Raw genomic sequence first — 12,011 nt, 5'->3', positions numbered from 1 at the left:
TGGAGTGTTCCCCATCAGACCGGACAGGCGGCTGGGGTGGATGACTGGCTGGCGATGAACTCACGGGGCGAGAGCATGCGCAAGCCGGAATGGGGATGGCTGGTGTTGTAATCTTCGAACCAAGCCGGGAGCTGCTGGAGGACGGTGAGGGCGTCGGGCCTGGGGTTTACTCGGGCGTAGTCGCGCTTGAGGGTCTTCACGAACGCCTCGCAGACGCCGTTGCTCTCGGGGCTGCGGACTGGGGTAAAGCAGGCGACGAGGTTCAGGGCGGTTGCGAAGTCGACCGTGTCCTTGGCCGTGTAAGGCGAGCCGTTGTCGGCCAGCCACTGGACGGGATGGGGTGCGCGGACAGCACCGAACCGGCCCTCGACGCAGGCCAGCATCATGTCGCGGATCATCTCGCCGCTGATGCCCCCGCCCGCCGTGGCAACCCAGGTCATGACCTCGCGGTCGTGGGTGTCGATGGCGAACGCGACGTGGACCGTCTCGCCGTTCCAGCAGGGGATAGCCAAGCCGTCGGACGCCCAGCGCTGGTTCGACGTGGGCGCGACGACCTTGCCCTCATGCGCCCGGATGACGCGCCTCGCGGTGCTGGGCTGGAGGGTGAGCGAGGCACGGCGCATGAGCCGCAGGACGCGCTTTCGGTTCACCGGCGCCTCCCCGATGGCCCGCCTTGCCCGGTTCAGCAGGGCGGCGACGCGCCGGTAACCGTAGGTGGGCCGCGCATCGGTGACGGCGCGGATCTCGGTCAGGAACGCGTCGTCGCCTTCGCACTGATAAGGGCCGCGGCGGCGTCCTGGGCCCTTCAACTGCGCCACCAGGTTCGATCTGGCGACGCCGAGGGTATCTGCCACCGCCTTCACCGGGAACCGGCCGGAGGCGGCGACGGCAGCCGCCAGCCGGGCTTTTTCCCCCGGGCAGCGTCCAGCGCCTCCCGCAGGATCTCGGCCTCCATGGTCTTGCGACCAAGCAGACGCTCCAGGTCGCGGACCTTGGCTTCGAGCTCGCGAACACGGCTGGCGGCGACCACGTCGTCGTCCGCCCGGACCGCCTCCAGGCCACCCTCGGCCATGCGACGCCTCCACCCGAACAGCAGGCTGGGGGAGACGCCGTGCAACCGGGCGACAGCCGAGACCGTCATGCCGGGCTGAGCCGTCTCCTCGACCAGCCGGACTTTCTCCGCGGCACTGTAGCGCCTGCGGCGCTCGCGGCCGGTGATGATTTCGACACGCTCAGCAGGGTTGGACATAGGTGTATGCCTAGGCTTGAGCCTAGGCCCTCAGGTTACGCCAACTGTCCGGTCGAAATGGGGGGCGCTCCATGTCCCTACACCAGGCTGGGTCTCCTGCGCCCCGCTCGGTCGTGTTCAGGCCAGGGCGGGCAGGGGAGAGCGATACGGCTCCGCAGTCTCCAGCCCGAGTTCGATCCGGAGGTGGCGGAAGCGCACCGGATCGAGCCACCGCGGATGAGCGGCTAAGTGCCGCAGCGCCTCGAGTCCGGCCGTGGTGAAGAAGGCGCGTGGGTGCGCCCCCGCGGCGTGGATCTCCAGCAGCCCGCGATCGAGCAGGCCCCGCATCGCCACTGGGATCTTGGGCTGCCCGGTCTGTGGGCCGCTGCGCCAGCGGCGCAGGAAGAGGCCGTGGGCGAGGGCCGGCTGCTGGCCGAAGCGCGGGCCGAACTCCCGGCGGATCAGGTCGCGCTCGGCGGCGGAGAAGGAGTAGGGCGAGAGGGTCGGGGAAGGGGACATGATGTCCTTTGCGCAGGGGACGCCGATTTGGCGACCACGCCGCATCGCACCGTCCTGGTCTACGCTGCAGCGGTTCTGGTCAGACCTCTACACGATAACCCGCCAGATCCAGGATCATCGCCTCGATGACGAAGTCCACGAAAGCCGCAGGTGCCCCGGTGAGCTGTATGGGGCCATGCTTCTGAGGGCGTGGCCGCCTTTGCCACTTAGATCGTCAAGCAGGACGTAGCGGCGGAGAACCGCTCCATGGGACTAGCCGGACTTCGGGACGGGGAGAAGCAGGAGGAGGGTCCCTGGGACTTTGGAAGGCGGGCCGGTCGTAGGAGGCACGGAGGCGGCCTGGAAAGTGCGCCCCGCTGATTTCCACACGGTCATGGCTTGACCTTCCCACCATGGGAAACCCCACCTTCCGCTCGAACGCATTGCGAAGGAGGACACCCATGCTGCGCTTCAAGATCCCGAACATGACCTGTGGTGGCTGCGCCAAGGGCGTGACGGCCACCGTGCGTGAGGTGGACCCAAACGCCATGGTCCAAGCCAACGTTGAGCAGCGCGAGATTAGTGTCGAGACCAAGGCGGCCGACGCCGACACTCTCGACCGCGCCCTGCGCGACGCGGGCTGGAAGTGCGAGCGCCTGGCGGCCTGACGCGCAGGTCCGGGCTTGCGGCAGGCTCCGCAAGCCCGGCGCCGACGCATCGTAAGCCCCACCCCTGGAGGTGGCGATCAGATTCACGGAGGAAAATGATGGCTCCGGACACCCATGTCGCGCCGCAGGCGCGCCAGGCTGCTGCGCAGAAGGCTGGCAATGCCTTGTCATTGCCCATCGAAGGGATGACCTGTGCCTCCTGTGTTGGCCGCGTGGAGCGTGCCTTGGCCAAGGTACCAGGGGTCACCCAGGCCAGCGTCAACCTTGCCACCGAACGCGCGGACCTCCGCTTTACCGGGCAGCCCGACCTTCCCGCAGTCCTCGCAGCGATTGACCGCGCAGGCTACGCCGTAGTGGAGGAGACGACGGAGCTGTCCATCGAGGGGATGACCTGCGCCTCCTGCGTCGGACGGGTGGAGCGGGCCCTCAAGGCCGTCCCCGGAGTCCTGGAGGCCTCGGTGAACCTGGCGACCGAGCGTGCCCTCGTGCGTCATGCGGGCAGCGCCGTGGATGCCGCCGCCCTGGAAGCAGCCGTGCGCCGCGCTGGCTACAAGGCACGCCGCACCGTGTTCGAGGCGGCCGATGCCCGGGTGGACCGTGAGCGCGAGACACGCGAACGCGAACTCTCCTCTCTCTGGCGCGCCACGCTGCTGGCCGCCGCGCTGACGGCACCGCTCTTTCTTCTGGAGATGGGCAGCCACTTCGTCCCTGGGGTGCACGAATGGGTCGCGGCCAGCATCGGCATGGAGGCCGCCTGGTATCTCCAGTTCGGGTTGGCGACGCTGGTGGTCTTCGGCCCGGGGCTGCGCTTCCACCGGAAGGGTTGGCCCAACCTGCTGCGCGGTGGCCCCGACATGAACTCCCTGGTGGCGCTCGGCACGGGCGCTGCCTGGATTTACTCGACGGTCGCCACCTTCACGCCCAGCCTGCTGCCAGCCGACGCGCGCAACGTCTACTACGAGGCCGCGGCTGTCATCGTCACGCTCATCCTGCTCGGCCGCTTCCTGGAGGCTCGCAGCAAGGGGCGCACCTCGGAAGCGATCAAGCGCCTGATGGGCCTCCAGGCCAAGACCGCGCGGGTGGAGCGCGGCGGCCAGGCGGTGGAGCTTCCGGTGGCCGAAGTGGGAGCGGGCGACATTGTGCTGATCCGCCCTGGCGAGCGGCTGCCCGTGGATGGCGAGGTGCTGGATGGCGCCTCCTTTGTGGATGAGAGCATGGTCACCGGCGAGCCGGTGCCGGTCCGGAAGGAGGCGGGCGCGTCCGTTGTCGGGGGTACCGTGAACAAGACCGGCTCCTTCCGCTTCCGTGCGACCGCGGTTGGCGCCGGCACCGTGCTGGCCCAGATCGTGCGCATGGTGGAATCCGCGCAGGGCTCCAAGCTGCCGATCCAGGCCATGGTGGACCGGGTGACCATGTGGTTCGTCCCGGCCGTGATGGCGGTGGCTGCTCTTACGTTTGCGGTCTGGCTCGTCTTGGGCCCAGACCCGGCGCTGACCTTCGCGCTCGTCAATGCCGTGGCCGTGCTGATCATCGCCTGCCCCTGCGCCATGGGGCTGGCCACGCCGACCTCCATCATGGTCGGAACAGGGCGGGCGGCCGAACTGGGTGTGCTGTTCCGCAAGGGCGAGGCGTTGCAGACCCTACGGGACGCCCAGATCGTGGCGGTGGACAAGACCGGGACGCTGACCAAGGGCCGCCCCGAATTGACCGACCTGGTGCCCGCTCCAGGCTTCGCTGAAGCGGAGGTTCTCGCGCTGGTGGCCGCTGTCGAGGCGCGCTCCGAGCATCCGGTGGCGGAAGCCATCGTGGAGGCCGCCCGGCAGCGCGGGCTGATGCTGTCCACGGTTGAGGCCTTCGAGGCCGTGCTAGGCTATGGCGTGGCCGCCACTGTCGGTGGACGGCGGATTGAGGTCGGTGCCGACCGCTACATGGTCCGCCTCGGGCACGACCTGGGTGCCTTCACCGAAGCAGCGGCACGTCTCGCCGACGACGGCAAAACGCCGCTCTACGCTGCCGTGGACGGCCGTCTGGCAGCGGCCATCGCGGTTGCCGACCCGATCAAGGAGACAACCCTCGCAGCCGTGGAGGCGCTGCACCGGCTCGGCCTCAAGGTGGCGATGGTCACCGGCGACAACCGGCGCACCGCGGAAGCCATTGCCCGCCGCCTCGGCATCGACGAGGTGGAGGCGGAGGTGCTCCCGGATGGCAAGGTGGCCGTGGTGGAGCGGCTGAAGGCGGGCGGACAGCGCAAGGTCGCCTTCGTGGGCGACGGCATCAATGACGCGCCCGCGCTCGCCGCCGCGGATGTGGGGCTCGCCATTGGCACGGGCACGGACATCGCGATCGAGAGTGCGGACGTGGTTCTGATGTCGGGCGACCTGCGGGGCGTGCCAAACGCGATCGCCCTCTCGCAGGCGACGATGCGCAACATCCGCCAGAACCTGTTCTGGGCCTTCGCCTACAACACGGCGCTGATCCCGGTGGCGGCCGGTTTGCTCTACCCAGTGTCCGGCGTGCTGCTTTCGCCCATGCTGGCGGCAGCGGCCATGGGTGTCTCCAGCGTCTTCGTGCTCACCAACGCGCTGCGTCTGCGGGGGTTCCACCCGCCCGCGGAGGTCACGCACCACGAGGCCGGGCCGCCCGCTACCCTCACCGCTTCCGCGGCGGCCTGACCGGCGCGGAAAGTCAGCCCATGTTCGGCGCCGAGATCCACGCCGCTCCGGCCCAACCGGGTTGCCGCGCCAGGGAGTCCGCGATTGGACGGAGCGGGGGGGGCGCCACCGAGCGCAGGCTCTCCGGAATGGCGGCGAGCCTGGGAGACTCAAGGTCGTGGTGGAAGTGACGACGGTCTGAGGGCGGCCTTGACCTTCCCATGATAGGAGACCTCAGCTTGCGGGTTACGCACCGCCGCAGGGGCGGTTCGGAACGGAGGCAGTCATGAACATCGGGCAGGCGTCAGCGGCCTCGGGCGTGTCGACCAAGATGCTCCGCTACTACGAGAGCATTGGGCTCCTTCCCAAGGCGGCGCGGACCGAGGCAGGCTACCGCGTCTACTCGGCCAAGGATGTGAGCACGCTGCGCTTCATCCGGCGGGCGCGCGACCTTGGCCTCTCCATCGAGCGCATCAAGCTGCTGGTCGGCCTATGGCAAGACCGGGAACGGTCGAGCGCGGACGTGAAGGTGGTTGCCCAGCAGCACGTGACCGAGCTGGACGCGAGGATCCTGGAGCTCACCGCCATGCGGGACACCCTGCAGGAGTTGGCGGACGCCTGCCACGGCGACCATCGGCCGGAGTGCCCCATCCTGCGCGACCTCGAGGGCGGGGCACAGGCAGCAGGGGGCAGGGTTGACCTGCCAGATCAAGTCGGTACCCGGAAGCACAGCGACGCGGGTCTCTCGGGCCACTAGCGTGCGGGTTGAGCCGGACCTAGCCGGAGCTCAGGAAATCACACGCCCTGCCTAGGGACGGCGCCCGGACTCGCCTATCAGTGACCCTCTTCGGCACCGCAGACACAACTTGTAAAACTGTGTCAGCAGACAACCGGTAAATCTCGGACGTGTGCTTGGCGTTAGCCACAGCCATTTGCCGGAAGCATCCCAGCGTGAACACCGACAGACCATCTGCTGCCATACCCAGCTTCCCTGCCACCCAAGCAGGACCCACGCCTATCCAGCGATGGGACTTCCTGGATCAACTTCGGGCCATCCTGATGCTGATCGGAATTCCCTATCACGTTGGCCTCGTCTATGCGGCGCATGCCATCTGGATCGTGGAGTCACCCGAGAAGTCACTGCCGGTCACCTGGGCGATCCAGTTCAGCCACACCTTCCGCATGCCGGTGTTCTTTCTCATCGCGGGCTTCTTCGCCTCGCTGATGATTCAGAGGCGTGGTGTTGAACCGTGGCTGGCCGGGCGCGCACGGCGTATCGGAATTCCGTTGCTGACGTCACTCATCCTGGTCAGCCCGCTAATGGTACTCGCCAGTGGGGTGGCCGCCGGGGGAGCGAGCAACGCCCTTCCCGCCCTGCTGGCGGAGTTGAGCAGCCCGAGCGCCGCCTGGACTGTTCATCTCTGGTTCCTCCTTTACCTGCTCATCTACTGCGTCCTCTTCGCCGGACTTTGGCAATTGGGCTGCCATTGGCGCCTGGGCCCCCTCGTCGGCCGAGCTCAGGATCGGCTGGAGCAGGATCCGTGGCTGGGATGGCTCGGGTTGGCGGCACTGGGTTTGGTGGTCCTCGCCACTGCCGTGGTGGCTGCGAAGCTGGACATCGCCTACCTGATGGGCGGCATTTTCGTGGCGGGCCAGTTCGTCGCCGATGGCCTGATGTTCCTGGTGGGCGCCCTACTGGCGTCCCGCCCGACATGGTTCGAAGCCTTCACACGCCCACGCTGGCCGGTCTGGGCGATCGCCCTCGTCGCGGCGGTCATCATGGCCGTGTACCAGGACGCCGAGGGCGATCTGAGCCGCGCCATCACCTATTTCCTGATGCCTGTGGTGGGCGTGCTGTTCGCGCACCTGCTGCTATCGGCTGCGCGGCTGTGGCTGGATCGCCGGACACGGCTTTCGGCAGCCATGGTGAAGGCGGCGATGACCATGTACCTGGTTCACGTCCCGATCGTCCTCTGGCTTTCCGTTGCCTTCCTGGCGGTGGGCTGGCCTGCTGAAGTCGAGTTCCTGCTGATCACCGTCATCTCGGTGGCCGCTTCCTATGGCTTCTACTGTCTGGTGATCCGCCACCCGACCCTGGCTCTCCTCTTCAACGGCCAAGCTGCGCCTGTACGCCCCAAAGCGCCAACCGCCCTCCAGGCGGAGCCAAGCAAGACGCGCGCCTGAGCAGCCTCGGCGGCCCGTGCTCTCGTGGCCGTCCTTGAGGGTTTCGCGGCAGGCCCGTCGAGTTGAGGATGAGAGTGGCCTTGCGTGAATCCAGTCAGCTGCTGCTGCTGCGGGTGGAGGCGACCCTACGAGGACCGCCTCCGCACCAGGTTGAGGAAGACTTCTTCGAAGTCGGGCTGACGCGTCGTAATGCCGGTAATACGGAGCTCAGCCGAGCGGAGGGCGTCAAGGATGCGGCCGACGCTGTCACCGTTCTGCGCATATCGGAACACCAAGCGACGTGGTGTGGCGAGATGCGGCTCGAAGGCGCGGAGCACTTCTGGGAGCGAGGCCAGCGGCGAGGCGACGTCGACGAGCAACTCCTGATCCTCGATCCCACGCAGCAGGGCGCTGGTCGTATCGTTCGCGGCAATCTGCCCGTCGGCCAGAATGGCGATGCGGTCGCACAACGCCTCGGCCTCCTGTAGGTAGTGTGTCGTCAGCAGGATTGTCGTTCCGCGACGATTGAGGAGCCGGACGTAGTCCCAGAGTTGCTGCCGCAACGCGACGTCGACACCCGCTGTCGGCTCGTCCAGGACGAGCACTGGCGGGTTGTGGACCAGGGCCTTGCCGACCATCAGCCGCCGTCGCATGCCACCAGACAGGCTGCGTGCGGGCGCCGTCGCCTTGTCCGCCAAGCCCAGAACCTCGAGGAGTTCGTCCGTGCGCCGTGCGGCTTTGGGAATGCCGAAGAGGCCAGCCTGCAGTTCAAGCGCCGCACGCGCGGGAAAGTAGGGATCGAGAGAGAGTTCCTGCGGGACCACGCCGATCGCAGCACGAGCCGCCCGTGGCGCCTTGTCGATGTCGATGCCCCAGACGCGCGCGTGGCCGCCCGATTTCAGCACCAGCCCGGCGAGGATGTTGATGAGGGTCGACTTTCCGGCGCCGTTCGGCCCGAGCAGGCCGAAGATACTCCCGCTGGGAATGGTGAGACTTACCCCCTTGAGGGCATGCTTGCCGCCTCGGCCCCCCGTTCCCGGATAGATCTTCTCGAGATCCTCGACCTCAACGGCCGTGGGCTGTTCATGGTCGGTCATGCCGGGCGGCGTCACTGTCGCAGGCACCAGCCGGATGCGAGCAGCCGATAGCAAAGGACGCCGAGCAGAATATTAGCGTTAAGGACGACGGCGATTCCAACCTCAGGTGGCGCCTCGGACGTGCCCGCGAAGCCATGCTGGAAACCATCTAAGGTGCCGGAGAGCAATGTTAGCGGTGCGATGATGAAGTTTGTTGCCGCTGTCTGCTGATCCATCTTCTGCGCCCAGAGCCCGCCGACCACGCCCAGAAGCGAGAACACCAGGGCACCGCCGGTGGCATAGAACAGGCAGAGGGCTGGGTTCGACAGCGGCAGGGATACAACCAGCTAGGCCGCGAGCGCGGTCAGCAGGCCCACCAGGAGCCCGCGCGTGAGGCCCCCGAGCACCAAGCCTACAGGAAATTCCCCCGGCCCGAGCGGAGCGAGTAGCAGGTCAACAATATTGCCCTGAACCTTGGCGACCAGGAGGGAAGACGAGGGGTTGGCGAAGGCGTTCTGCGCGATCGCCATCATAACGAGCCCCGGGACGATAAAGACGAGGTAAGGCGCGCCGCCCGGCGCGGGTGTGTGACGGCTCAGCACGACGCTGAAGACAACGAGGAAAAGCAGGGTGCTCACCACCGGGCCGCCGACCGTCTGCGCGGCCACTGCGAGGAAGCGCCGCACCTCACGCTGGTAGAGGGTGGCCACCCCAATCCAGTTCACGCCTTCCATGCGCAGCCTAAACGGCGACAACTTAGTTTCCTGGGGCACGTCAATCACCCTGTGCAGGTTACGGGCTGAGAAGCGCGAATCTATCTGATCTGAATCATTCGGCACGTTCCTCTTGTGGGAAGGTCAAGTATGGGCCTTCGGAGCCGGTTTGGTTTTGCGAACAGCCCTTCTCATCGGGTTTTCGTCTCAAGGTGCAAAATCAATCAGGATGGCTGCTTTCGAACCGAAGGCTGACCTTCAGCTCTACGGCTTGATAACCGCCCTGAGAACCTGATGCCGGACCGTAGCTATGAAGGTGATACCGTTGCCGACCGGGATATCGTCGACTTGAAGGGAAGAGGTGACGCATTCCTTGTCCAGCCAGGCGCCCGTGGTCGTCACCAACACGGCCGGATACCGCTTGGGACTGCAACCGGTCGACATGTTTACCATGCAGATTGGGGATAGAGCCACGCTCGAAAAAGAAGTCCAGCGGCAAGGAAACTGTGGTGACGATCACCTTCCCTGATCCCAACAACTTTCCAGGGTAATGGGCTGAACTGAAGAAGGTCGGGTTCCCACCCCCCTTTCGAGGTTTCTGAATGGGTCTCTGTGTCAACGCGAGGCCCATCCAGGGATGCGATTGTCGACGCAAGCCAGGGGTCAAAGAAATACTTCGAGCGAATTCAGGGACCTAGTCTTGGAACAGCGGGAGATTCCTAGATTCTAAGGATGGCGGCACAATCTGAGGCGCCTGTCCACTTACGACTTTCCCCTCTGCAAAGGCACAGTGCTTCAGCCTCAACGATGAGCCTCGGGTTGGTGGCGGCCGACGCTTGAGAGCATCGGCCGCAGTGAGGGAGCCGCCCGGTCGGACGCTCCCTCCATTCGGTCAGGCGATCGCGCCGCTGCTCTCTGGGAAGATGTACCAGGAGCCGAAGTCGCCGATACCCTCTACGTACTGGGGCCTATCGCCGAACATGAAGTCGGTTTGCCGCAGGTCACCCTTGGCGACACCCTCGAGCAGGATGGATCCTTCGAAGCCACCATCCTCGCCCATACCCCAGCCGATCAGGGCACCTTCAGCGGTGTCCCGCACCTCGACATCCTCAGCCTGTATGTCCATGAAGGCGATGTGGTCGAAGGCGCCCTGGGCATCGCCTGTGGCTTCAAAGTCCTGGACAACGTCGTGACCGCTGTTCATTGACACCATGAAGGCGTCAGCACCAGTGCCGCCCACTAGGGTGTCATCGCCCATGCCACCGTTCAACATGCCATGTGCGGCGCCCTCATCGAGGTAGTCATCCCCGTCACCACCCATGAGCTCATCGGATTCTGCCCCGCCCGAGAGCCGGTCATCGCCAGCCTCGCCCATCAGGCGGTCCATACCGTCGCCGCCTGCCATGGTGTCGCGGCCGTCATCGCCCTGAAGATGGTCGTCCCCGGCCATGCCCGAGATGTTGTCATCTCCCGCCAGACCGAAGACGGTATCGTTCTTCTCCGACCCGCTCAGGGTATCCGCACCCGCAGTGCCGCGGACCACTGCATCTTCGTCGATGTCGAACCGCAGGGTACGGTCGTTGAAAACATGGTCTGCGAGCTGGTCAAAGACCGTTCCGGCCTGCACTTCACCGGAGATCTCGGGGCCTGCCTCGCTGGCGGTGCGCGCCTCTTCATTGGGGCCTGCTGGGTCCCTCAGACCGGGCGGCAGGTCGGGTGCGTCGGCGAACATAAAGTCGTCCTGCGCCAGATCCGACTTAGCCACGCTCTCCAGCAGGACGGAGCCGCCCTCCCAACTGACCTTAACCCCTTCAGCCGTATCCGCCACGCTGAGGTCCGTCCACTGAAGGCCATCCATGACCGCCAAGTGGTCGAACATGCCGGGGCCGGCCGTGAAGTCCTTGATGACGTCATGGCCGCTCATCCGGCCAATCATGAAGGCATCCGGGCCGCCTCCGCCAACCAGGGTGTCGTCACCCATACCGCCGTCGACGGTGCTGTGCCCTTCACCCTCGTCGAGGTAGTCATCTCCGGCGCCCCCGCGCAGGGTGTCGGCGCCCGGTCCACCGTAGAGGGTATCGTTGCCATCGCCGCCCTCGACCTCATCATCGCCCATGTTGCCGGAGACGAGGTCGGCGCCAGGACCGCCGTGGAGGATGTCCTCCATGCCGCCTCCGCCGATCCGGTCGTCACCCTCAAGGCCCCAGGTGAACTCCGCGCCTTTGCTGCCGCCCACGGTGTCCTTGTTCTCGCCGCCGAAGGTGATGTTGTGGACGTGACCACTGGCCTCGAAGTCGAAATGCAGGCCTCCCAGGGCGCCGTGGAGGGTATCAGCTACCCGATCCGTAAGGTTCGTTAGGAAGCAGCTGAGATGCTGGTTTTGGCTCATGCCGAAGCTCCGTCAGGTTGTCACAGTTTGCTCAGGAAGCATCCGCTTCCGGTGGATGGGGTTGGCAGGCTGGACCATGGGTTCGGCCTTCGCGGCTTCAGGCGCTCATCTCGCGGCAGGACGCGGCGCACTTGCGGCACTGTGCGACGCAATCCTCCATGCCGCCGACGGCCTCGCAGCTTGCGGCGCACTCTTCGCAGATTGCGGCGCACTCGGCACAGGTGTGCTTATGGTGGTGCGTGCCGATCAGCATCATGTCGGCGGCCGTCTGGCAGATGGTGGCGCAAGCCATCATCAGCCTGAAGTGCTGCGGCTCCACGTGCTTGCCGCCTGCTTCGAGGCAGTGGTTCATGGCCATGCCCAGGCAGGTGGAGTGACAGCGCAGGCATTCCTCAATGCAAGCCTGCATGGCGGAGTTCGTCTGGTGCATCGTTTTTTCCTCTGAAAGATCGTCGTGATGGGGCACACCGGATGGCATGGCCGCTCCGATGGCGCTCAAAGGCCGAGGCAACGTCCTGCATGACCTTAACGGGCAAGGCGGGCGATCCTGGCTTTCTGTCCTGAAGCCGAGAGCGGATCAGGACTGCTCGGACATCTTATCGAGGTGGTGGAGAAGGAAGATCTA

The 12,011-nt window shown here is 66.0% G+C and carries 12 protein-coding genes; 4 read left to right on the top strand and 8 right to left on the bottom strand.

Features of this window, described 5'->3' with window-relative positions; all coding sequences use genetic code 11:
- Window positions 1-14 precede the first annotated feature (14 nt).
- Both D9598_RS19595 and D9598_RS19590 read right to left on the bottom strand, forming a co-directional pair.
- Window positions 15-1,249 (bottom strand): IS3 family transposase gene (locus tag D9598_RS19595; RefSeq protein WP_198368175.1). Its coding sequence is split into 2 segments (ribosomal slippage): window positions 15-901 and window positions 901-1,249, totalling 1,236 coding nucleotides; the frame shifts between segments, so codons are not numbered across the junction.
- Between the two features lie 117 nt (window positions 1,250-1,366).
- Window positions 1,367-1,747: a hypothetical protein gene (locus tag D9598_RS19590; protein ID WP_198368174.1), complete on the bottom strand. Its 381-nt coding sequence runs from the start codon at window positions 1,745-1,747 to the stop codon at window positions 1,367-1,369.
- A 440-nt stretch (window positions 1,748-2,187) separates the two neighbouring features.
- Here D9598_RS19590 and D9598_RS19585 point away from each other — a divergent pair, with 440 nt between their 5' ends.
- The 4 genes from D9598_RS19585 (at window position 2,188) to D9598_RS19570 (ending at window position 7,229) form a co-directional block, all read left to right on the top strand.
- Complete coding sequence (locus D9598_RS19585; RefSeq protein WP_198368173.1) at window positions 2,188-2,394, top strand: heavy-metal-associated domain-containing protein; 207 nt, start codon at window positions 2,188-2,190, stop codon at window positions 2,392-2,394.
- Window positions 2,395-2,579: 185 nt separating this feature from the next.
- On the top strand, window positions 2,580-5,066 hold the full coding sequence (locus D9598_RS19580; protein WP_198368182.1) for a heavy metal translocating P-type ATPase: 2,487 nt from the start codon (window positions 2,580-2,582) through the stop codon (window positions 5,064-5,066).
- A 265-nt stretch (window positions 5,067-5,331) separates the two neighbouring features.
- Entirely contained in the window at window positions 5,332-5,802 is a 471-nt protein-coding gene (cueR, locus tag D9598_RS19575; protein ID WP_198368172.1) for a Cu(I)-responsive transcriptional regulator, read from the top strand.
- A gap of 194 nt (window positions 5,803-5,996) precedes the next feature.
- Window positions 5,997-7,229, top strand: a complete 1,233-nt coding sequence (locus D9598_RS19570; protein WP_198368171.1) for an acyltransferase family protein — start codon at window positions 5,997-5,999, stop codon at window positions 7,227-7,229.
- 125 nt (window positions 7,230-7,354) lie between these two features.
- Here the strand turns inward: D9598_RS19570 and D9598_RS19565 are convergent, their stop codons facing one another.
- From D9598_RS19565 to D9598_RS19545, 6 genes are all read right to left on the bottom strand, one after another.
- Window positions 7,355-8,305: an ABC transporter ATP-binding protein gene (locus D9598_RS19565; RefSeq protein WP_198368170.1), complete on the bottom strand. Its 951-nt coding sequence runs from the start codon at window positions 8,303-8,305 to the stop codon at window positions 7,355-7,357.
- Between the two features lie 11 nt (window positions 8,306-8,316).
- Window positions 8,317-8,565, bottom strand: a complete 249-nt coding sequence (locus tag D9598_RS21270) for a hypothetical protein (RefSeq protein WP_232477460.1) — start codon at window positions 8,563-8,565, stop codon at window positions 8,317-8,319.
- Window positions 8,566-8,631: 66 nt separating this feature from the next.
- Window positions 8,632-9,018, bottom strand: coding sequence for an ABC transporter permease (locus tag D9598_RS21265; protein WP_232477459.1), 387 nt, complete (start codon window positions 9,016-9,018; stop codon window positions 8,632-8,634).
- A gap of 199 nt (window positions 9,019-9,217) precedes the next feature.
- Complete coding sequence (locus D9598_RS19555) at window positions 9,218-9,517, bottom strand: hypothetical protein (protein WP_198368169.1); 300 nt, start codon at window positions 9,515-9,517, stop codon at window positions 9,218-9,220.
- Between the two features lie 372 nt (window positions 9,518-9,889).
- On the bottom strand, window positions 9,890-11,386 hold the full coding sequence (locus D9598_RS19550) for a calcium-binding protein (protein WP_232477458.1): 1,497 nt from the start codon (window positions 11,384-11,386) through the stop codon (window positions 9,890-9,892).
- A gap of 97 nt (window positions 11,387-11,483) precedes the next feature.
- Window positions 11,484-11,816 carry a four-helix bundle copper-binding protein gene (locus D9598_RS19545; protein ID WP_198368168.1) on the bottom strand — a complete coding sequence of 111 codons (333 nt, stop codon included), beginning with the start codon at window positions 11,814-11,816 and terminating at the stop codon, window positions 11,484-11,486.
- Window positions 11,817-12,011 lie beyond the last annotated feature (195 nt).

It is taken from the genome of Roseomonas sp. KE0001 (assembly GCF_016107285.1).
Taxonomy (GTDB): domain Bacteria; phylum Pseudomonadota; class Alphaproteobacteria; order Acetobacterales; family Acetobacteraceae; genus Pseudoroseomonas.
This window is presented reverse-complemented; position numbering and strand designations above follow the sequence as displayed.